The organism is Rhodoplanes elegans (assembly GCF_016653355.1).
In the GTDB taxonomy this organism is placed as follows: Bacteria; Pseudomonadota; Alphaproteobacteria; order Rhizobiales; family Xanthobacteraceae; genus Rhodoplanes; species Rhodoplanes elegans.
Map to the genome: position 1 here is coordinate 1 of NZ_NHSK01000165.1, position 20,448 is coordinate 20,448.

17 protein-coding genes and 2 pseudogenes are annotated in these 20,448 nt (G+C 69.3%); 10 read left to right on the forward strand and 9 right to left on the reverse strand.

Translation table 11 applies throughout. The features are described 5' to 3' along the window. Together CCR97_RS31400 and gmd are read right to left on the reverse strand one after the other, a co-directional pair. Positions 1-307, reverse strand: a pseudogene (locus CCR97_RS31400) (IS4 family transposase); the annotation flags it as partial. A 298-nt stretch (positions 308-605) separates the two neighbouring features. Continuing rightward, positions 606-1,592, reverse strand: a complete 987-nt coding sequence (gene gmd / locus CCR97_RS20760; protein ID WP_111358945.1) for a GDP-mannose 4,6-dehydratase — start codon at positions 1,590-1,592, stop codon at positions 606-608. Between the two features lie 329 nt (positions 1,593-1,921). Between gmd and CCR97_RS31850 the strand changes: the two genes are divergently transcribed. Both CCR97_RS31850 and CCR97_RS20765 read left to right on the forward strand, forming a co-directional pair. After that, on the forward strand, positions 1,922-2,075 hold a 154-nt coding region (locus CCR97_RS31850; protein WP_244670587.1), incomplete at its 3' end, for a sugar phosphate nucleotidyltransferase. A gap of 1 nt (position 2,076) precedes the next feature. Further along, a pseudogene (locus tag CCR97_RS20765) lies at positions 2,077-3,352 on the forward strand (mannose-1-phosphate guanylyltransferase/mannose-6-phosphate isomerase); the annotation flags it as partial. 206 nt (positions 3,353-3,558) lie between these two features. Here the strand turns inward: CCR97_RS20765 and CCR97_RS20770 are convergent. Further along, positions 3,559-5,034, reverse strand: a complete 1,476-nt coding sequence (locus CCR97_RS20770; protein ID WP_111355315.1) for a UbiA family prenyltransferase — start codon at positions 5,032-5,034, stop codon at positions 3,559-3,561. 143 nt (positions 5,035-5,177) lie between these two features. Next, complete coding sequence (locus CCR97_RS20775) at positions 5,178-6,260, reverse strand: NAD-dependent epimerase/dehydratase family protein (protein WP_111355316.1); 1,083 nt, start codon at positions 6,258-6,260, stop codon at positions 5,178-5,180. Between the two features lie 253 nt (positions 6,261-6,513). Here CCR97_RS20775 and CCR97_RS20780 point away from each other — a divergent pair, with 253 nt between their 5' ends. After that, positions 6,514-6,960 (forward strand): hypothetical protein, encoded by a 447-nt coding sequence (locus tag CCR97_RS20780; protein ID WP_111355317.1) that lies wholly within the window; start codon positions 6,514-6,516, stop codon positions 6,958-6,960. 57 nt (positions 6,961-7,017) lie between these two features. On the opposite strand, the gene CCR97_RS20785 is transcribed toward CCR97_RS20780, so the two are convergent. Next, a complete protein-coding gene (locus CCR97_RS20785) occupies positions 7,018-7,683 on the reverse strand; it encodes a GntR family transcriptional regulator (protein ID WP_245428686.1) in 666 nt (221 codons plus the stop codon). Positions 7,684-7,929: 246 nt separating this feature from the next. Between CCR97_RS20785 and tcuA the strand changes: the two genes are divergently transcribed. Together tcuA and CCR97_RS20795 are read left to right on the forward strand one after the other, a co-directional pair. Then, entirely contained in the window at positions 7,930-9,429 is a 1,500-nt protein-coding gene (gene tcuA, locus CCR97_RS20790) for an FAD-dependent tricarballylate dehydrogenase TcuA (RefSeq protein WP_111355319.1), read from the forward strand. A 328-nt stretch (positions 9,430-9,757) separates the two neighbouring features. Beyond that, positions 9,758-10,804 carry a Bug family tripartite tricarboxylate transporter substrate binding protein gene (locus tag CCR97_RS20795; protein WP_170145661.1) on the forward strand — a complete coding sequence of 349 codons (1,047 nt, stop codon included), beginning with the start codon at positions 9,758-9,760 and terminating at the stop codon, positions 10,802-10,804. 109 nt (positions 10,805-10,913) lie between these two features. Here CCR97_RS20795 and CCR97_RS20800 read toward each other — a convergent pair whose 3' ends face one another. From CCR97_RS20800 to CCR97_RS20815, 4 genes are all read right to left on the reverse strand, one after another. Continuing rightward, on the reverse strand, positions 10,914-11,387 hold the full coding sequence (locus CCR97_RS20800) for a hypothetical protein (protein ID WP_244670586.1): 474 nt from the start codon (positions 11,385-11,387) through the stop codon (positions 10,914-10,916). A gap of 220 nt (positions 11,388-11,607) precedes the next feature. Further along, entirely contained in the window at positions 11,608-12,717 is a 1,110-nt protein-coding gene (gene modC / locus CCR97_RS20805; protein WP_111355321.1) for a molybdenum ABC transporter ATP-binding protein, read from the reverse strand. Next, positions 12,717-13,412, reverse strand: a complete 696-nt coding sequence (modB, locus tag CCR97_RS20810; RefSeq protein WP_111355322.1) for a molybdate ABC transporter permease subunit — start codon at positions 13,410-13,412, stop codon at positions 12,717-12,719. The genes modC and modB overlap by 1 nt, the downstream gene beginning before the upstream one ends. 355 nt (positions 13,413-13,767) lie before the next feature. Further along, positions 13,768-14,241: an Lrp/AsnC family transcriptional regulator gene (locus tag CCR97_RS20815; RefSeq protein ID WP_111355323.1), complete on the reverse strand. Its 474-nt coding sequence runs from the start codon at positions 14,239-14,241 to the stop codon at positions 13,768-13,770. 169 nt (positions 14,242-14,410) lie between these two features. On the opposite strand from CCR97_RS20815, the gene CCR97_RS20820 reads away from it, so the two are divergent. The 5 genes from CCR97_RS20820 to CCR97_RS20840 are packed head-to-tail and all read left to right on the forward strand — an operon-like array spanning position 14,411 to position 20,314. Next, complete coding sequence (locus tag CCR97_RS20820) at positions 14,411-15,127, forward strand: aspartate/glutamate racemase family protein (protein ID WP_111355324.1); 717 nt, start codon at positions 14,411-14,413, stop codon at positions 15,125-15,127. 27 nt (positions 15,128-15,154) lie between these two features. Then, positions 15,155-17,470 (forward strand): molybdopterin-dependent oxidoreductase, encoded by a 2,316-nt coding sequence (locus tag CCR97_RS20825; RefSeq protein WP_111355325.1) that lies wholly within the window; start codon positions 15,155-15,157, stop codon positions 17,468-17,470. A 35-nt stretch (positions 17,471-17,505) separates the two neighbouring features. Beyond that, positions 17,506-18,447: a 4-hydroxy-tetrahydrodipicolinate synthase family protein gene (locus CCR97_RS20830; RefSeq protein ID WP_111355326.1), complete on the forward strand. Its 942-nt coding sequence runs from the start codon at positions 17,506-17,508 to the stop codon at positions 18,445-18,447. Between the two features lie 37 nt (positions 18,448-18,484). Beyond that, positions 18,485-19,276 (forward strand): SDR family oxidoreductase, encoded by a 792-nt coding sequence (locus CCR97_RS20835; RefSeq protein WP_111355327.1) that lies wholly within the window; start codon positions 18,485-18,487, stop codon positions 19,274-19,276. A gap of 39 nt (positions 19,277-19,315) precedes the next feature. Then, positions 19,316-20,314, forward strand: coding sequence for a Bug family tripartite tricarboxylate transporter substrate binding protein (locus tag CCR97_RS20840; protein WP_111355328.1), 999 nt, complete (start codon positions 19,316-19,318; stop codon positions 20,312-20,314). Positions 20,315-20,448: the final 134 nt, after the last annotated feature.

The window sequence follows — 20,448 nt, forward strand, 5'->3', positions numbered from 1 at the left end:
AGGACGGGTAGCCGTCCCATCCGCCCAGCCGTGCGATGATCCAGCGGCCCAGGCGAGACTGCGGCGTGGGTGCGAGTTTCTCTGCAGTGCGGTCCTGCCGCGATAGGCGGCATCGAGGGCGTCGAGCACGTCGAGCTCGTGGACCGTGAACGCGGTGCCGGCCGGCTCGGCACCCGATGCCGTCGCGGGCCTGCAGGAGGGCGAGCGTGACGGCGGCCGCCTTGGTGGCGACGGCGGCGAGCTTGAGCAGGCGGTCGGCGGTCTCGATCTGGCTGTCCTCGAGGCGCAGCCGCCCTTGCGTCTTCATCAGGCGGAACAGCTGCTCGATGGTCCAGCGCCGCCGATACCAGTCGACGATCCGCCACGCCGCCGCGGCGTCGTTAGGCCCGCAATCGAATCAGACTTCCCGCAACCCCGAAACCGTCGTTAACCCGAGTTCGGCGTCTTGGTCGAAACACGGTGTTGCTCTATGGGCAGAACTGCCTGTTGTAAAATATTATTAGCCTATCAGCACTATAAAAGGCGGACCGAAGATAGACCGCAGCAGAAAACAAGCCGCCGCATCAACCGGCGGAGGTCAGCGCGATACTATCCAATTATATTTCTTAGTTTCTTTGCGCGGAACGGGAAAGCCGCGCAAGGTCGGCGTCCACCATCTCCGCCACCAAGCCTTCGAGGTCGGTCTCGGCCGCCCAGCCGAGCCGCTCCTTCGCCTTCCCCGGGTTCCCGAGCAGCATGTCCACCTCGGCCGGCCGTAGGAAGCGCGGATCGGTGACGACGTGATCCTCCAGAGCGAGCCCGGCATGTGCGAAGGCGAGCCGACAGAAGTCCCGCACCGAGGCAGTGCGGCCCGTCGCCACGACGTAATCGCCCGGCGTGTCCTGCTGCAGCATCAGCCACATCGCCTTGACGTAGTCGCGCGCATGGCCCCAGTCGCGCTTGGCGTCGAGATTGCCCAGCGCGAGCTGCGTCTGCAGCCCGAGCTTGATGCGGGCGACGCCGTCGGTGATCTTGCGGGTGACAAACTCGATCCCGCGCAGCGGCGACTCGTGATTGAATAGGATGCCGCTTGAGGCGTGCAGGCCGAAGCTCTCGCGGTAGTTCACCGTCATCCAGTGGGCGTAGAGCTTGGCGGCCGCATAGGGAGAGCGCGGATAGAACGGCGTCGTCTCGGACTGCACCGGCTCCTGGACGAGCCCGAACATCTCAGAAGACGAGGCCTGGTAGAAGCGAGCCTGCGGGGCTTCGAGACGAACCGCCTCCAGCACGTTGGCGGCGCCGACTCCGGTGACATTGCCGGTGAGCAGCGGCTGGTTCCACGACGACTTCACGAAGGACTGGGCGCCGAGATTGTAGACCTCGTCCGGCTTCACGTCGCGCATCACTCGCATAAGTGACGAGAGGTCGATGAGATTGCCGTCAATCATGGTGATGCGGTCGGCAACACCGAGCCAGCGCAGCTTCTCGTCCATCACATCGGAGGCGCTGCTGCGGCGCACCAGCCCGTAAACGTCGTAACCCTTGTTGAGCAAGAACTGAGACAGATACGCCCCATCCTGGCCGGTGACGCCGGTAACTAGCGCACGCTTCATGTAGTGTCCTCTAACGCCGGAATCTCCGACATAACGCTCATTGAGCAGCCTTCTTACGAGGCATGGGTCGGCCAGTCCAGCGCTTCTGTCATTTATGCGCGTTTCAGAACAGCCGAAATACAAGCTTCGCGTGTCAAGTGGGAGACCGTATCCAATCCGGCAAGATTGACGGGGTTTCGGCTCTTCCGAAAAGCGGCTAAAGCAAGCTCTCGGCGGCTCTCGCGTTCAGTGGCCCTCGCGGGGGCTCGCTTCCACTGCTCGAAGCAGGTAAGGCAACAGTGGAAAGCGAGAAACCGGGATTGGGCCAGGATTTTCAAACGGATCTGTCCATGGCTCGTCCGAGAATCGTCCCCCTCCTGCTCGCCGGCGGCTCCGGCACGCGGCTCTGGCCGGTGTCGCGCGACGCGATGCCGAAGCAGTTCCTGCCGCTGGTCGGCGATCGCTCGACCTACCAGCAGGCGCTGGCGCGGGTCTCCAATCCGGNCTCCAATCCGGACCTGTTCGCGCCGCCGATCGTCATGACGGCGAACGACTTCCGCTTCTTCGCCAAGACCCAGGCCGAAGCGCTGGGGATCGATGCGACCGTCGTGCTGGAGCCGCTGCGGCGCGACTCGGGGCCGGCGATCGCGGCCGGCGCGGCGCTCGCCCGCAGCCGCGATCCTGGTGCCGTGGTGCTGGCGATCGCGGCCGATCACGTGATTCTCGATCAGGACGTGTTCGAGGCGACCTGCGCGGCGGGCCTCGAGGCCGCCGTCGCGGGGAACATCGTCACGTTCGGCATCCTGCCCGCGTCGCCGAAGACCAGCTACGGCTACATCCGCCGCGGCGAGAGCCTCGGCATCGCGGGCGTCGCCAAGGTCGCCGCCTTCGTCGAGAAGCCGGACGCCGCCACGGCCGCCCGCTACGTCGCCGACGGCTATCTGTGGAACTCGGGCAACTTCCTGTTCGGCGCCGAGACCCTGCTCTCCGAGCTCGCCCGCTTCGAGCCCGAGATGGCGCGCGCCGTGGTCGCCGCGGTCGACCAGGCCTCGCTCGATCTCGGCTTCGTGCGGCTCGATGCCGAGGCCTTCGGGGCGGCGCCGCAGAAGTCGATCGACTACGCCGTGATGGAGCGCACCGACCGCACCGCCGTGATCGAGGGGCGCTTCCGCTGGTCCGACATCGGCTCGTGGGACGCCGTGTTCGACATCGCCGAGCGCGACGCCGCCGGCAACGTGGTCTCGGGGCCGGCCGCGACCTTCGAGACGCAGGACTGCGTCATCCATGCCGAGGACCGGCTGACCGTGGCGCTCGGCGTCAAGGATCTCGTCATCGTCACCACGCCGGACGCCGTGCTGGTGCTGCCGCGCTCGCGCGCCGAGGACGTGAAAGGCGCGGTCGCGGCGCTCAAGCAGCAGGGCCGCGGCGAGGCGACGGCGCACCGGCTGTGCCATCGCCCGTGGGGTCATTACGACTCGCTCGACCGCGGCGAACGTTATCAGGTAAAGCGCATCGTCGTGTCGCCGGGCGCCCAGCTCTCGCTGCAGCGGCACTATCACCGGGCCGAGCACTGGGTGGTGGTGCGCGGCACCGCCGAGGTGACGACCGGCGACACTACGTCGATCGTGCACGAGAACCAGTCGATCTTCATCCCGATCGGCACGGTCCACCGCCTCGCCAATCCGGGCAAGATCCCGCTCGAGCTGATCGAGGTGCAGACCGGCAGCTATCTGGGCGAGGACGACATCGTCCGGATCGAGGACGTGTATCGGCGCGAGTGAGACGCGGAGCGCCGACCAACGGCGCGTTTCCGTCCTCACCCTGAGGAGCAAACCGAAGGTTTGCGTCTCGAAGGGCGAGGGCGGCCCCGACGGTCGCCGCGATGGTGCCCACATGGTTCGAGACGCGATCCTTCGGATCGCTCCTCACCATGAGGAGGGAGGCGGAACAGTGCTCGCGGTCGCCGCCCGAATGCGACACGACGTTTTCAGATCGCCCCGAAGAAGGCGGAGCCGACGATCGCGCCGAGCACCAGGCTGCGCGGATCCTGGAGGGCGAACACCACGGGATCGTCGGCGAGCTCGCCGCGCTGGGCGATGAGCCAGATGCGCTGCAGCCACAGCGCCATCAGCACCGGCACGGCATAGAGCCAGACGGTGTGCCGGTAGAAGCCGGACGGGGCCGCGTCGTTCGCGAGATAGAGCAGCATGATCACCAGCGAGAACAGGCCGGCGCCGACCCCGAAGGCGAGCGTCAGCGGCCAGTCGTCGCCGCGATAGCCGCGGCCGGCGATCTCGTTCGTGTCGGCCCGGTAGGCGCGGATCACCTCGGCGTGGCGCTTGGCGAGCGCGAGCGACACGAAGAAGGCGAGCGCGAAGGAGAGGAGCCAGGGCGACTGGACGATGCCGAGCACGGCCGCTCCCATGGCGACCCGCAACGTGAACAGGCCGCCGATGACGAACACGTCGGTGAGCGGCTCGCGCTTCAACACCAGCGAGTAGGCGGTCGTCAGCGCGAGATAGAGCAGCAGCAGCAGCGCGAAGGCGGGCGACAGGAGGGCGCCGGCGACCAGCGCGGCCGCGATCATCACGGGTGCCGCGACGAGGCCGAGCGACAGCGGCAGCGCGCCGCTCGCGAACGGCCGGCGCCGCTTGGTCGGATGCCTGCGGTCGGCGGCGAGGTCGGAGATGTCGTTGAGCAGATAGGTGCCGGACACCATGAGCGACAGCACCAGGAAACCGGCGATCGCGGTCGCGACCTTGTGCGGGTCGTCGAACACGTGGCCGACGAACAGCGGCACGAACAGCAGGATGTTCTTGGACCACTGGTGGACCCGCATCGCCGCGAGCCAGACACGGACGCCGGGCCGCGGCCGCGACAGGGTGGCGAGCACCGGCGTGCCGCAGCGCTCGACCTCGGCGGCGACGCGCCGGGACACGTCGCACAGCACCGCGCCGGCGGCGGCGGCGAACAGCGGCAGGTCGGCCGGGCTGTCGCCGGCGTAGAGGAACCCGTCGGGGAAGCGCTCGCGCAGATGGGCGAGCTTCGCCAGGCCCTTCAGGTTGCGCACGCCGTCGCTGCCGGTGGCGCTGTCGAACAGGCCGAGCGCCGCGGCGACGCCGTCCGCGACCGCCTGGTCGGCGGCCGTGACGAGATGCACGGCGCGGCCGCGCGCCCGCTCGGTGCGCAGGAGCGCGACGAGCTCGTCCCGCCACGGCATGTCGGCGAGCTCCAGGATGGCGTGGGCGGCGAGCGTCCGTTTGAAGGCGGCGCGGTCGCGCAGGCCGAGCAGCGCCGTCGCGGCGGCGCGCGGACTGCGGAACAGCACCGCGCTGAAGCACTCGAACAGCGTGTCGCCGAGCAGCAGCGTGCCGTCGAGGTCGACCACCAGCGGCATCGCGACAGCGGCCGCGAGACCGGGGTCGTCGCGGCGATCGGAAGCATCGGCAGGGACTGCGAGCATGACGGCGTCCGAGGTCGAGCCGGCATCGTCCGGCCCGGACAGCTTGGCACAGCTCGCGTTAAAGCCACGTAACGCGCTGAAATCAAAGGATTCCGGCTGTCGTTCGGGCGGCCGGGCGGCCGGCGTCGCGCCCGGTCGCGCGGTCAGACCGCCAGCCGCGCCGTCTCCTCGCGGGCCAACAGGCCGTCGTGGATGTCCTGCAGGGTCCGGCGGATGTCGTGCCTGATGGCCCAGCCCGGATAGCGCGCCTGGAAGCGGCGCAGGTCGCTGACGTACCAGACATGGTCGCCGATCCGGGCCTCCGGCGCGTAGCGCCAGGCGAGGCGCCGTCCGGCGATCTCCTCGCACAGCGCGATCGCCTCCAGCATCGAGCAGTTCGCGGCGCGGCCGCCCCCGATGTTGAACACCTCGCCGCTGGGCGGATCGCGCCACACCGCGTCGAACGCCGCGATCAGATCGGCCGAGTGGATGTTGTCGCGCACCTGCTTCGCCTTGTGGCCGAACACCGTGTAGGGCCGGCCGCTCAGCGTGCATTTCATCAGATAGGCGAGGAAGCCGTGGAGCTGCGTGCCGGAATGGTTCGGGCCGGTGAGGCAGCCGCCGCGGAGCACGGCGGTCTTCAGCCCGAAATAGCGGCCGTATTCCTGCACGAGCACGTCGGCCGCGACCTTCGAGGCGCCGAACAGGCTGTGGGTCGACTGGTCGAGTGTCATGCTCTCGTCGATGCCGTGCGCCGCGAAGGGATGCGACGGGTCGACCTCGAAGCGCGTCTCGGCCTCGATCAGCGGCAGCCGGTTCGGCGTGTCGCCGTAGACCTTGTTGGTCGAGGTGAAGATGAACACGGCGTCGGGCGCGTGCTTGCGCATCGCCTCGAGCAGCACCAGCGTGCCGTTGGCGTTGATGGTGAAGTCGGCGCGCGGATCGCGGGCCGCCCAGTCGTGCGACGGCTGCGCGGCGGTGTGGACGATCAGGGTCAAGGCGCGGCCGTGAGTCGCGAAGATGCGGTCGATCGCGGTCTCGTCACGGATGTCGACGTCGTGGTGACGGTAGTTTCTCAGACGTTCCGACAGCTGCGCCGACAGCCAGCGGGTCGACGCCTCGGCGCCGAACAGCGTGGCGCGCATGTCGTTGTCGATGCCGACCACCCGGTCGAAGAGGCCGCCGAAGTGGAGAACCGATTCGCTGCCGACCAAGCCGCCCGAGCCCGTTACCAGCGCGACCGTCATCCACCCGTCTCCCGACCTGCCGGCCCGGTGCCGACCTTCGGAGAAGCGGCAGATCCAGAATACGTTCCGGTCCTGCACCCGGCGCCGGCCGACAGGGAGGTGCGGTAGCAGGGGAACAGCCGGTTTTTATTTGTTCTCCGACGGAACCATTCCGGTCCCCGGCTGTTGAACTCGATCATCGGCCACGACTCCTGGGCGCCGATGGCTGAGAGATGCTTGTGCTCCCGCCCGTTCGGTGGAACGGAGCACGGCCATGGACGACCGGACCCGCGGTGGGCACCGCGGTCTCGACGACAATGGGGCCTCGGACGCCACCATTTCTCTCGGCGACCCGACCTCCGACCGACCGACATCCGACCGACCGGCATCCGTCGCGAGCCACTCGGTCCGGAACGATCCGATCCCCGACGATTCATCCCCGCGAGCGATCGTCCCGGTGGTGTTCGCCTCGCGAGCGGCGGTCGCCAAGGCCTTGTCGCGCTTCAAGCCCAGCACCCGGCAGGCGCGTCAGGTCGCGATGCGCAGCACGTCGGCGGCCGCCTGCACCGAATCGCGCGTGCTGATCGACGGTGCGGCCGAGCGCGTGTCCAGTTCCGATCGCGCCTGCGAAACGCACCGGGAGCAAATCTCCAAGAGCCGGGACACCATCGCCCAGACCCGGGCGCTGATCCGCAGGCTCGCGAAGCTTCGCCAGAGCTGATCGTGAGAAGCCGATCGCGAATCGTGCCGCATCGTCCGGAGACGGCGACGCGCGCGTCTAGCCGGCCGCCTGCATCAGCTTGAGGCGGGCGCGCAGCGCCTCGCGGATGTGGGCGCGGGCGGCCTGCTCGGCGGCGTCGGGATCGCGTGCCGCGATGGCGGCGACGATCGCGCCATGCTCGGCGATCGCGACCTCCGGCCGGCCGCCGACGCTGAACGTCGTCGGCCCCAACACCGCGATGGCGTCCTGCATCTCGCGCAACGCCGCGTCGAGGAAGCGGTTGCGGGCCGCCCGCACGATGGTCTCGTGCAGCGCGCGGTTGAGCCGCGCCATCTTGCCCGCGTCGTCGGTCGCCGCGGCGAAGCTCTCGGCCAGATCCCGCAGCATGTCGATCTCCGGCGCGGTCGCCTGGGTGGCGGCGAGGCGGGCGCCGGCGCCTTCGAGAATCTCCCGCATGGCGTAGAGCTCGAGCACCTCGCCGGCGTCGGGCCGGCGCACCACGAGCCCGCGGCCGCCGGCATGCTCGACCAGCCCCTTGGCGAGCAGCCGGCCGAGCGCCTCGCGCACCGGCGTGCGGCTGACCGCGAGCTTCTCGGCGACCTCGTCCTCGACGATCCGATCGCCGGGCCGGTAGAGGCCGTCGCGCAGCGCGCCACACAGCGCCCGGAACACGGCTTCGCCGAGCGGCGCGGAACCGCGGTCGAGAGCGGTGCGGTCCAGCACCGGGCGCGATGGACCGGCCGCGCCCGAGTCCGCGCCTTTGCCCTCCGGCTGCCCGTCTCGGCCTGCTGCCGCCTTGGTTCGCGCCACCGTCCACCTCCACGCGGGTCGTCTGCCGCGACTCGCCTGCCGCCATTCCAGCATCGCGCATGCCGGTTGACGACGGCGTCCTTTCGTATTCTATAGTATACGATCGGATTCGATAGCGTCGAGCCCGGTGAAGGGCGGGTCCGAGCGAGGAGCGGAGCGATGAGCGAGTTGCCGTCCAGCGTGGACGTGGTGGTGGTGGGCGGCGGCAACGCGGCGTTCTGCGCGGCGCTGGCGGCGGCCGAGAAGGGCGTCTCGGTGCTGGTGCTGGAACGCGCCCCGGAGGACGAGGCCGGGGGCAACTCGCGCTTCACGGCGGGCGCCTTCCGCTGCGTCTACGACGGCGTCGACGACCTGCGGGCGCTGATGCCCGATCTCACCGACCAGGAGGTCGCGGTCACCGACTTCGGCACCTACACGGCCGACAAGTTCTTCGACGACATGGGCCGGGTCACCGAGTACCGGACCGACCCGGACCTATGCGAGCTGCTGGTGACGCGGAGCCGCGAGACGATGCTGTGGATGCGCGGCAAGGGGGTGCGGTTCGCGCCGATCTACGGTCGCCAGGCCTACAAGGTCGACGGCCGCTTCAAGTTCTGGGGCGGCCTGACGGTCGAGGCCTGGGGCGGCGGGCCGGGGCTGGTCGAGGCGCTGACCACGGCGGCCCGCAAGACCGGCATCCAGGTCGTCTACGAGGCGCGCGCGACCGCGCTGATCGCCGACGACGACGGCGTCAAGGGCGTGCGGGTCCGCCACCAGGGCAAGACCCGCGAGATCGCGGCGAAGGCCGTGGTGCTCGCCGCCGGCGGCTTTCAGGCCAACACCGAATGGCGCACCCGCTATCTCGGGCCGACCTGGGAGCTCGCGAAGATCCGCGGCACCCGCTTCAACACCGGCGACGGGATCGAGATGGCCCTGAAGGTCGGCGCGATGGCGACCGGCAACTGGTCGGGCTCGCACGCGGTCGGCTGGGACCGCAACGCGCCGGAGTTCGGCGACCTCGCGGTCGGCGACAATTTCCAGAAGCACTCCTATCCGTGGGGCATCATGCTCAACGCGAACGGTGAGCGCTTCGTCGACGAGGGCGCCGACTTCCGCAACTACACCTACGCGAAGTACGGCCGCGTGATCCTGATGCAGCCGGGCCAGTTCGCCTGGCAGGTGTTCGACGCCAAGATCATCCCGATGCTGCGCGACGAGTACCGCATCAAGCAGGTGACGAAGGTGCGGGCCGACACGCTCGAGGAGCTGGTGCAGAAGCTCGAGGACGTGAACGCCGACAAGGCGCTGGCGACCATCAAGGCGTACAACGCCGCCGTGATGACCGACGTGCCGTTCGATCCGAACGTCAAGGACGGCCGCGGCACGCGCGGCCTCGCCGTGAACAAGACCAACTGGGCCAACACGATCGACACGCCGCCGTTCGAGGCCTTCGCGGTGACCTGCGGCATCACCTTCACGTTCGGCGGCCTGAAGGTCGACACGGCCGCGCAGGTGATCGACACCGACGGGCGCGTCATTCCGGGCCTGTGCGCCGCCGGTGAGCTGGTCGGCGGGCTGTTCTATTTCAACTATCCGGGCGGCACCGGCCTGATGGCCGGCTCGGTGTTCGGCCGCATCGCGGGCGACAGCGCGGGGGCGCGCGCGTCGGCGATGCGCTGACGAACACTCCGGGGCACGTGAACAGACGAACGAAGGCTGGACGCTCGGCGGTCGGACCGGCCTTCGACCGCCCTCGCCCGCAGATCGGCGCGGTGCTGCCTCGAGTCCGCTCGGGACGGCCGCCGTCTCGGCGGGTGAGGGCGGTAGCCCTTCACGCGCCGGCTTCGGTGTGACCCGGCCGAACGACGACACCTCCGGCGGAATTGCGAACCCGCGCGGAGACGACGGCACGACGCAGCTCTGATCAGAACCCCAAGGCCTGCCACCGGCAGGCCGAACAACGGGGCGGCTGCGCGTGATGGAGCGAAACGCAGTCCAGGAGGGTCCCATGTCGACCAACAGTCAGTCGACCGACAGTCGCATTGCGTCTCGGCGCACGATGACGCGCCGTGCCGCCGGCCGCGCCTGCCTCGGCGTTGTCATGGCCGGTCTCGCGTGCCTCGTTGCACCGCCGATCGCCGCGGCCCAGCCGCAGGATTATCCGAACCGCCCGATCACGCTGGTGGTGCCGTTCCCGCCGGGCGGCTCGACCAGCATCGTCGGCCGGCTCGTCGCCGACAAGATGGGCGAGGTGCTCGGCCAGCAGATCGTCGTCGACAATCGCGGCGGCGCCGGCGGCACCGTCGCGGCGCGCGCGTTCACCCGTGCAGCACCGGACGGCTACACGCTGCTGTTCGGCTATTCGGGCACGATCGCGATCGGCCCGAGCCTCTATCCGGCCGCCGGTTTCGATCCGCGCAAGGACTTCGCCCCGATCGGCATGATCGGCACCGCGCCGGCCGTTCTGGTCGTGCATCCGAGCTTCGATATCGCATCAGCCGGCGCTCTGGTCGCACGCGCCAAGGAGAAGCCCGGCCAAATCGCTTACGGCTCCGCCGGCGTCGGCACCGTGACGCACATCGCCGGCGAGCTGTTCGTCGCCATGTCGGGCGCGAAGCTCACCCACGTGCCGTATCGCGGCTCCGGTCCGGTGCTCAACGACCTGATCGGCGGCCACATCAAGATGTCGTTCACGCCCATCCCGGCCGTGCACGCCATGGTGCAGAGCGGCAGCCTGAAGGCCCTCGCGGTGACGAGCGCGCAACGCTCGTCCCTGATGCCCAGCGTGCCGACCGTGTCGGAGACGGGATTGCCCGGCTACGAGGTGGTGCTGCGCTACGGCCTGCTCGCGCCGGCCGGCACGCCGCGCGCGATCGTCGATGCGCTCAACAAGGCGCTGCGCACGGCGCTCGCCTCCGACGACCTGAAGAAGCGCCTCGCCCACGAGGGCGCCGAGGTGCTGCCGAGCTCGCCCGAAGAGTACGCCGCCGACATCGACCGCGAGGAGACCAAGTGGTCGAAGGTGATCCGCGACGCCGGCATCAAGGCCGAATAGCGCCGCGGCGGCGCGTCGGCTCGACGTCGCGGCGTCCTCGACGTGAAAGAAAAGGCGGGCTTTCGCCCGCCTTTCAGATTCGCTCCTGCGCTCCGATGACGATCGCAGATCAGCACTGGCTGTAGTCGGCCCGATAGGCGCCGCGCACCGGGCAGTTGCTGCGGCCCCAGCCCCAGCTGTTGCCCCAGCCGCCGCCCCAGCCGACCGAGCGGTAACCGGGCGCATAGGCGTAGCCGTCGTAACCGGGGGCGTAGGCGTATCCGGAATAGGCGGGCGCGTAGCCGTAGCCCTGCGAGCCCCACGACGAATACGTGTAGGTCGGGCCGTAGGCGTATCCGGGCGCATAGGCGTAGCCGGGGCCGCCATAGTAGCCGCCGCCATAGTAGCCGCCGCCGTAGTATCCGCTGCGGTAATAGCCGCGGTTCGCGCTCGCCGCGGCGGCGCCGATGATGGCGCCGGCGGCGATCCCGACGCCGGTGGCGGCGAGAAAGCGGCCCTTGCGGGCCTCGGCGGCCGTGGAGGTCACGGCGAGGGCGCCCGCGAGAGCGAGGGCCGCGGCCGTCTTCGTGGTCAAGAGGTGCATGATCAGCTCCTGCGCGTTGCCCCACGGGACCGGCGGTGCTCGCCTGCCTGCCCGTGCGTACCGGATCAATGCGGATCGTCGCTCGGCGTTCCGGTCGACACATCGTCGCGCGGTCGCCGGGGATCGGCCGCTGCGCCTCGTTTGGTCGCGCGAGCGGGACGTCCGGTTCGTGCGCCGGATCACAAGGGCGTGCGCAGGACCTGTATCGAGGCTCGGGTCTTCAAGCCGGAGCGGAGAGGGGGCCGAGCGCGACCGACTGCTCGTCGAGCGCCACCGTCTTGATCAGCGCAAACACCGGCCGGCCCGGCGCGAGCCCGAGCTCGGCCAGCGCCTTGCGGGTGGCCGAGGCGAGCACATGGCCGTGGCCGTCGAGCTCGACCGTGACGGTGGCGAGCGGCCCCTTGTCGGTATCGATGCGCGCCACGAGGCCGTGCAGCACGGTCCGGACGCTCGATCCGGTCGGCCGTTCGGTCGCGAGCGTCACGTCGGTCGCCCTGATCACGACCCGGCAATCCCGACCCGGCGGGCCGGCCCGGCCGGCCAGCCAGATGGTGCCGGCCGGATGGGCGATCTCGGCGAGGCCCCAGGTCTCGTCGAAGCCGCTGACCCGGGCGGTGACGAAGGAGGCGCGGCGGAAACGACTCTCGCCGGCCTGTGCGGCGCCGTCGCCGAACACGTCCTCGACGCTGCCGGCCGCGGCGACGCGGCCGTGCGCCAGCACGACGACGCGGGCGGCGAGCCGCGCCACCTCCTCGACCGCGTGCGAGACGTAGACGATCGGGATGCGGAACTCGTCGCGCAGCCGCTCGATCAGCGGCAGGATCTCCTGCTTGCGCTCGGCGTCGAGCGCGGCGAGCGGCTCGTCCATCAACAGAAGGCGGGGCGAGGAGACCAGCGCCCGGCCGATGGCGACGCGCTGCTTCTCGCCGCCCGACAGACGGCCGGGCCGCCGGTCGAGCAGATGGCCGATGCCGAGCGTCTCGACCACCGGATCGAGGGCGACGCGGCGCTCGGCCTGCGGGGCGAACCAGCGGCCGAACATGAGATTGTGCTTCACGCTGAGATGCGGGAAGAGCTGCGCGTCCTGGAACACCAGGCCGATGCGGCGCCGATGCGCCGGCACGAAGGTGCGGCTCGCCGTATCGACCAGCGCACGACCGTCGAGCGCGATCGTGCCGTGGTCGGGCCGCATCAGGCCGGCGATCAGCCCGATGGTCGCGCTCTTGCCGGAGCCCGACGGCCCGAAGAGCGCGACGACGCCACCGTCACTCTCGAAGGCGATGTCGAGATCGAACGCGCCGAGCGTCTTCTTGACGTGGACCCGGATCATCAGAACTGCGCCAGCTTGCGGTTGGCGAGGCGCTGCACCACCTCGGAGAGGATCAGGGCGACGAGCGCGATGACGATCGACACGATGGTGAGGCGGAGCGCTGCGGCGTCGCCCGTCGGCGTCTGGGTCAGGCTGTAGATCGCCGCCGAGATCGTCTGCGTCTCGCCCGGGATGTTGGAGACGAACGTGATGGTCGCGCCGAACTCGCCGAGCGCCTTGGCGAAGCACAGGATCGAGCCGACGATCACGCCCGGCAGGGCGAGCGGCAGCGTCACCAGCACGAAGGTCCAGACCCGGCCGGCGCCGAGCGTGCCGGCGGCGTTCTCCAGCCGCTGGTCGATCGCCTCGATCGACAGGCGGATCGCCCGCACCATCAGCGGAAAGCCCATCACGGCGCAGGCGAGCGCCGCGCCGGTCCAGCGGAACGAGAAGACGATGCCGAAATTCTCCGCCAAAAAGGCGCCGATCGGGCCACGCCGGCCGAACAGCAGGAGCAGCACGTAGCCGGTGACCACGGGCGGCAGCACCAGGGGCAGATGCACGAAGCCGTCGACCAGCACCTTGCCGGGAAACCGCCAGCGCGCCAGCGCATAGGCGACGACGATGCCGAGCGGCAGGCTGGCGAGGGTCGCGACGACGGCGATGCGCAGCGAGAGATGGACCGCCGTGATCTCCTCCGGGGTGAGGTCCATCATGGCCGCGCGCGCGCCGTGTGATCTGTCGTCCGGGGGCCTGCGCTGCTCGCTGTCGTCGCCATCACGCCCGTCCGTCGCGCGTGCCGTGACGGCGGCGCGCCCTTGATGCTGTAGCGCGGCGAATATAGCGGCGCCGTGACGCCGCTGCCAAGCGGCGCGCGCATGATGCGATCGACAGCCTCGTGTCCCGGGCGCGGCGCGACACGCCGTGAGCCGGGACCCAGGGGCGATCCGGCACGGCGCTCGCCATGCCGGCCTGGCGTGCCGCTGTCCCTCCTAGCCCCTGGGCCCCGGCTCTGCGGCGCATCAGGCCTGCAGCCTGATGCGCCTTGTCCGGGGCACGGACGAGACAGCCTCACCCGCGCGTCTTGGCGATGTAGCCGGTCGGCACGGCGGTGGTGTATTTCAGCTCCTCCATGGCGATGGCGGAGGAGACGTCGGCGAGCTCGACGCGGTCGATCATCCGCTTGTAGACGGCGTCGTAGGCGTCGATGTCGGGCACCACGATGCGCAGCAGATAGTCGACGTCGCCGGTGAGCCGCCACACCTCGACGATCTCCGGGATGTCGGCGATCATCCGGCGGAAGTCGTCCACCCATTCGAGCGCGTGGCGGGTGGTGCGCACCGATACGAACAGCGTCATCGGCACGTTCACCTTGCGGCGATCGACCAGCGCGACCCGGCGTTGAATGACCCCGTCGTCCTCCAGCTTCTTGATGCGCCGCCAGCACGGCGCCGTCGACAGGCCGACCTGCTCGGCCACCTCGGCGATCGGCAGCGTGGCGTCGCCCTGCAGGAGATCGAGTATTTTCTGGTCGATTCGATCCATGGAATGCCTATTTCGCTGGCAGCCTTAAACTTGGAAACTGATTTCTTTTAGCACGTAAACTGCAATATGCCATTGCCGGTCTGGGCTATCCCGACGCATCACTTTGCGAACCGAATGCGCCCGTTGCCGCCTAGACTCGCTCCGTCATACGCAATGCGAGGAGGCGGGTGTGCGCACCATCGGGCTGATCGGAGGCATGAGCTGGGAGAGCACCGCGGTGTACTACCGGCGGATCAACGAGCAGGTGCGCGAGCGCCTCGGCGGGCTGCACTCGGCCGACGTGCTGATGCGCTCGGTCGACTTCGACGGCATCGTCGCCCTGCAGCGCGCCGGCGACTGGACGCAGGCCGCCGCCGTTCTCGCCGGCATCGGCCGTGATCTCGAGAAGGCCGGCGCCGGCTGCCTGCTGATCTGCACCAACACCATGCACAAGCTCGCCGACGAGGTGCAGCGCGCCGTCTCGGTGCCGCTCCTCCACATCGTCGACGCCACGGCGGCGCCGCTGAAGGACCAGCGCATCAAGAAGCCGCTGCTGCTGGCCACCCGCTTCACCATGGAGGAGGAGTTCTATCGCGCCCGCCTGCGCAACCGCTTCGGCATCGAGGCGATCGTGCCGGAGACTTCGGACGAGCGCAGCATGGTGCACGACGTGATCTTCGGTGAGCTGTGCTGCGGCGTCGTGAAGGACTCTTCACGCGAGGCCTATCGGGCCGTGATCGCGCGCGGCAAGGACCGTGGCGCCGACGCCGTGATCCTCGGCTGCACCGAGATCGGCCTCCTGATCGGCCAGGACGACACCGACCTGCCGGTGTTCGATTCGACCTTCCTGCACGCCGATGCGGCCGTCGACTTCGCACTCGCGAAGAGCGCAGCCCTGGTTGCCTAGCGTCGGAGCCCGGTTCACAGTCGAGACATGACCCCCGCACCCGCCTCCCGACGCTTTCCATCGCTCTGCCACTGGGGCGCCTTCACGGCGACGGTCGAGAACGGCCGTCTCGTCGGCTGCACGCCCTTCCCACGCGATCCGGCGCCGTCGCCCATGCTGGCGGCGCTGCCCGCAATGGTGCACTCGCCGCTGCGCATCACGCGGCCGGCGGTGCGCGAGGGATGGCGCGAGGGGAAGCCGCGCACCGGCCACGACGCTTTTCGTGAGATCTCCTGGGACGAGGCGCTCGACCTCGTCGCCGGCGAGCTGACGCGGGTGCACGCCGCGCACGGACCGACCGCTGTGTTCGGCGGCTCCTACGGCTGGTCGTCGGCGGGGCGCGTGCATCACGCCCGCACGCTGGTGCGGCGGTTCCTCGCGCTCGGCGGCGGCTTCGTCGATCAGATCGCCAACTACTCGTTCGGCGCCGCCCAGACGCTGCTGCCGCACATCCTCGGCACCTTCCAGCCGGTGACGGGCCGCGCCACCGACTGGCCGAGCGTGATTTCCAACGCCAAGCTGATGATCGCTTTCGGCGGCCTCGCGCTGAAGAACAGCCAAGTCGGCTCCGGCGGCGTCGGCGCGCACGACACCGAGACCTGGCTGCGCCGCGCCCGCGCGGCCGGGGTCGGGTTCGTCAACGTCAGCCCCGTGAATGCCGACGCGCCGGAGTTCCTCGACGCCGAGTGGATCCCGATCCGGCCCAACACCGACGTCGTGCTGATGCTCGGCATGGCGCATGTGCTCCTGTCCGAAGGCCGCCACGACACGACGTTCCTGGAGCGCTACTGCGCCGGCTTCGATCGCTTCGCCGATTATCTGGTGGGCAAGACCGACGGCACGGCGAAGACGCCGGAGTGGGCGGAAGAAATCTGCGGCGTGCCGGCGCAAAAGATCCGCGAGCTGGCGCGCCGTGCCGCCGACGTGCCGACCTACATGACGGCGACCTGGTCGCTGCAGCGCGCCCATCACGGCGAGCAGCCCTATTGGGCGCTGATCACGCTCGCCGCCATGCTGGGCGGCATCGGCCTGCCGGGGCAGGGCTTCGGTTTCGGTCACGGCTCGATCCACGGCCCGGGCCTGCCGCGCCTGTCGCTGCCGGGACCCGAGATCCCGCCGCCGCCGAACCCGGCGAAGTGCGCGATTCCGGTCGCCCGCATCGCCGACATGCTGCTCGATCCCGGCGGCACCTACGAGTTCAACGGCGAGCGGCTCACCTATCCGGACATCCGCCTCGTCTACTGGGCGGGCGGCAATCCGTTCCATCATCATCAGGATCTGAACCGGCTGCAGCGCGCCTTCCAGAAGCCCGAGACCGTGATCGTGCACGAGAGCTGGTGGACGCCGACGGCGCGTCACGCCGACATCGTGCTGCCGGCGACGACGACGCTCGAGCGCAACGACGTCGGCGGCACCTCGCGCGACCCGTTCGTGTTCGCCATGCACAAGGCGATCGCACCGGTGGGCGAGGCGAAGAACGACATCGACATCTTCGCGGCGCTGGCCGAAAGGCTCGGCTACGCCGAAGCGTTCACGCAGGGGCGCGACGAAATGGCGTGGTGCCGCCTCGTCTATCAGGGCATCCGCGATGGCGCCGCGAAAAAGGGCATCGATCTGCCCTCGTTCCAGCAGTTCTGGGCCGAAGGGGTGATCGAGCTGCCGGCACCCGAGCGCGACTACGTGCTGATGGAGGAGTTCCGCGCCGACCCGGTCGCGCATCGCCTCGGAACGCCGTCCGGCAAGATCGAGATCACGTCCGACGTGGTGCAGCGGTTCGGCTACGACGACGCGCCGCCGCATCCGGCTTGGCTGCCGCCGGCCGAATGGCTCGGCGCCACTGAGGCCCAGCGCTTCCCGCTGCATCTCCTCACCAACCAGCCGGTGCGCCGCCTGCACAGCCAGACCGATCCGGGGCCGGTCTCGGTCGCCGGAAAGATCCTCGGCCGCGAGGCGATCCGGCTGGCGCCCGACGACGCGGCCGCCCGCGGGTTGCGCGACGGCGACATCGTGCGCGTCTTCAACGCGCGCGGCGCCTGCCTCGCCGGCGTGGTGATCGATTCCGGCCTCGCCGCGAACGTCGCCGTGATGCCGACCGGCGCCTGGTTCGATCCGTCGCCCTCGGGCGACGGTCTCGACGTCCACGGCAACCCCAACGTGCTGACCCCGGACATCGGCACGTCCCGCCTCACGCAGGGGTCGAGCGCTCAATCCACGCTCGTCGAGGTGGAGAAATTCGTCGGCGCATTGCCGCCGATCCGGGCTTTCGACCCGCCCTCCCTTGCGCGCGACGCCGCGCCGGTGTGAAACCACCGCCAACTCGCTTCTTCGCGGAGACCCAAATGGCCAAGACCAAGCTCGCCGGTTCCTTCGTGGCGCTGATCACCCCGTTCAACAAGGACGGCACCGTCGACTTCGCGGCGTTCCGCACGCTCCTCAAGTTCCACGAGGACAACGGCACGGCCGCGATCCTGATCATGGGCTCGACCGGCGAGACCTCGATGCTGTCGCTCGAGGAGAAGAAGCAGATCATCGTCGAGACGGCGAAGATGAAGACGGCGAAGATGCCGATCTTCTTCGGCTGCACGGGCAACAACACCGAGTCGACGATCGCGATGGTGAAGTTCGCCAAGGACAGCGGCGCCGACGGCGCGATCCTGGCGGCGCCGGCCTATATCTGCGCGCCCGAGGACGACATCGAGCGCTTCTTCCTCGAGGTCGCCGACGCCACCGACCTGCCGCTCGGCATCTACAACAACCCGCCGCGGGTGAAGAGCGATCTGCACTGGGATCATCTGCTGCGCATCTTCAAGCATCCGAACTACGTGGTGCACAAGGAGTCGACCGGCCGCGTCGGCCAGGTCGCGCAGGTGCTGGCCGGCCGCCCGGACGTCTCGGTGATGTGCTGCGACAGCCCCAATCTCGGCCTCGTGGTGCCGACCATGAGCCTCGGCGGCCACGGCACCGCCAACATGACCGGCAACCTCGCGCCGCGCGAGATCGCGACCATCTCGACGCCGTGGAAGGACTACACGGACGCGACGAACTTCCGCGAGACCTATCTGCGCATGCTGCCGCTGCTGCACTTCACCTACTCGGCCATCAACCCGGTTGCCGTGAAGTCGCTGATGAAGGCGGTCGGCCTGCCGGCCGGCGATCTGCGCAAGCCGCTCACCGGGCTCGCGGCCGATCATCTCGCCCGCGGTCTGCGCATCGTCTCGGAGCTCGGCCTCGACAAGACCTACGGTTTCGACGTGAAGCCGGTCTCCGCCGTCGCGGCCTGAGCCGCGACGTTTCTCGGCACGGCGGCGGAGGCGGCCCATGGATCTCGGAATCGCGGGCCGCAAGGCGCTGCTGTGCGGCGCGAGCCGCGGGCTCGGCAAGGCCTGCGCCCTGGCGCTCGCCCGCGAGGGCGTCGCGGTCACGATCGCGGCGCGCACCCCGGCGACGCTGGAGCAGGCGGCGCAGGACATTCGTAGTCATATTGGTGATCATGCCGGCGGCAGCGTGGCCTGGGTCGCCGCCGACATCACGACCGAGGCGGGACGCGACGCGATCCTGGCCGCATGCCCCGAGCCCGACATCCTGCTCAACAACGCCGACGGCCCGCTGCCCGGCGACTTCCGCGACTGGCGGCGCGACGACTGGATCGCCGCGCTCGACGCCATGATGCTCGGCCCGATCGAGATGATCAGGCGCACGGTCGACGGCATGATGGAGCGGAGGTTCGGCCGCATCGTCAACATCGTGTCGCGCAGCGTGAAGATCGCGCAGCCGGAGCTCGGCCTGTCGAACGGCGCGCGCTCCGGCCTCGTCGGCTTCGTCGCCGGCATCTCGCGCCAGACCGTGGTCCATAACGTCACCATCAACAATCTTCTGCCCGGCATTTTCGACAGCGACGCGCAACGTCGTCACATCCGTGGCATGATCGACGACGTCGGCGACCGCTTCGAGCAGGTCTGGCATGCGCGTGCGGCAGCGAATCCGGCGCGTCGCTACGGCGATCCGGAAGAGCTCGGCGCGTATTTTGCTTTTTTGTGCTCGTCGAAGGCCGGGTTTATAACCGGTCAGAACTTGCTGATCGATGGTGGAAGCTATCCCGGGACGTACTGAGATCATCTTCACTGTCGTTCCGACAGACACGAGGACAATATGCTACGAAAAACCCTGGCAGCGTGTGCTGTCGCTCTCTCGGCCCTCGCCGGCGTGACGTTCGACGGTGCCGTGCCGTCGGCGCAGGCCCAGCCGCAGGCCTATCCGAACCGCAACATCACCATGGTGGTGCCGTATCCGGCCGGCGGCTCGGTCGACGGTGTCGCCCGCGTGCTCGCCCAGAAGCTCCAGGAGGCGCTCGGCGTCAGCGTCATCGTCGAGAACCGCGCCGGCGGTGCCGGTGGCCTGATCGGCGCCAACACGGTCGCGAAGGCGCAGCCGGACGGCTACACGCTGCTCCTGCAGGCGTCGATCCACGTCGTCTCGCCGTTCCTGTTCAAGAACGTGCCCTACGACGTGGTGAAGGACTTCACCCCGATCACCCTGGTCGCGGCGGGGCCGCTGATCGTCAGCACGGCGCCGAACGTGCCGGCGACCAATCTGAAGGAGTTCTTCGATCTGGTCCGCAAGGACCCGTCGAAATACACCTTCGCGACCTCGAGCTTCGGCTCGGCCGGGCATCTCGCCGTCGAGCTGCTCAAGCGCGAGGCGGGCGTCGACGCGCTGGTCATCGCCTACAAGGGCGCCGGCCCGATGCTGACCGACCTGATGAGCGGCCAGATCCAGCTGATCGCCGATCCGGCGCTCTCCTCGGTGCCGCTCGCCCAGTCCGGCAAGATCAAGGCGCTGGCGGTGACGAGCCTCAAGCGGACCGCCTCGGCGCCCGAGATTCCGACCGTCGCGGAATCCGGCATGAAGCCGCTCGACTTCGTGTCGTGGTACGGCCTCTGGGGCCCCAAGGGGCTGCCGCCCGAGATCACCGCCAAGCTGCAGGAGGTCTCGGTGAAGGTCCTGGCCCAGGAGGACGCCAAGAAGCGCTTCGCCACGCTCGGCTTCGATCCGATCGGCTCGACGAGCGAGGAGTTCGCCAAGTACATCGGCGACGAGATGGCGCGCGCCGAAAAGATCATCAAGGACTCGAACATCAAGACGGAATAGGCCGACGGCGACGTCGGTGCTCGGGCGCGCGGATCGCTCCGCGCGCCCGAATTCGTTCGGCAGGACCTCGTCGTCGATGCCGATCTGATCACGTCGCGATCGTCCATCGCCATCGTCCATCGCGATCCTCGCCG

Excerpts from the sequence above, each read along its gene's own strand:
- gmd (WP_111358945.1), bottom strand. The coding sequence starts at position 1,592 with ATGAAGCGTGCGCTAGTTACCGGCGTCACCGGCCAGGATGGGGCGTAT.
- CCR97_RS20770 (WP_111355315.1), bottom strand. The coding sequence starts at position 5,034 with ATGCTCGCAGTCCCTGCCGATGCTTCCGATCGCCGCGACGACCCCGGT.
- CCR97_RS20775 (WP_111355316.1), bottom strand. The coding sequence starts at position 6,260 with ATGACGGTCGCGCTGGTAACGGGCTCGGGCGGCTTGGTCGGCAGCGAA.
- CCR97_RS20780 (WP_111355317.1), top strand. The coding sequence starts at position 6,514 with ATGGACGACCGGACCCGCGGTGGGCACCGCGGTCTCGACGACAATGGG.
- tcuA (WP_111355319.1), top strand. The coding sequence starts at position 7,930 with ATGAGCGAGTTGCCGTCCAGCGTGGACGTGGTGGTGGTGGGCGGCGGC.
- CCR97_RS20795 (WP_170145661.1), top strand. The coding sequence starts at position 9,758 with ATGTCGACCAACAGTCAGTCGACCGACAGTCGCATTGCGTCTCGGCGC.
- CCR97_RS20800 (WP_244670586.1), bottom strand. The coding sequence starts at position 11,387 with ATGCACCTCTTGACCACGAAGACGGCCGCGGCCCTCGCTCTCGCGGGC.
- modC (WP_111355321.1), bottom strand. The coding sequence starts at position 12,717 with ATGATCCGGGTCCACGTCAAGAAGACGCTCGGCGCGTTCGATCTCGAC.
- modB (WP_111355322.1), bottom strand. The coding sequence starts at position 13,412 with ATGATGGACCTCACCCCGGAGGAGATCACGGCGGTCCATCTCTCGCTG.
- CCR97_RS20815 (WP_111355323.1), bottom strand. The coding sequence starts at position 14,241 with ATGGATCGAATCGACCAGAAAATACTCGATCTCCTGCAGGGCGACGCC.
- CCR97_RS20825 (WP_111355325.1), top strand. The coding sequence starts at position 15,155 with ATGACCCCCGCACCCGCCTCCCGACGCTTTCCATCGCTCTGCCACTGG.
- CCR97_RS20830 (WP_111355326.1), top strand. The coding sequence starts at position 17,506 with ATGGCCAAGACCAAGCTCGCCGGTTCCTTCGTGGCGCTGATCACCCCG.
- CCR97_RS20835 (WP_111355327.1), top strand. The coding sequence starts at position 18,485 with ATGGATCTCGGAATCGCGGGCCGCAAGGCGCTGCTGTGCGGCGCGAGC.
- CCR97_RS20840 (WP_111355328.1), top strand. The coding sequence starts at position 19,316 with ATGCTACGAAAAACCCTGGCAGCGTGTGCTGTCGCTCTCTCGGCCCTC.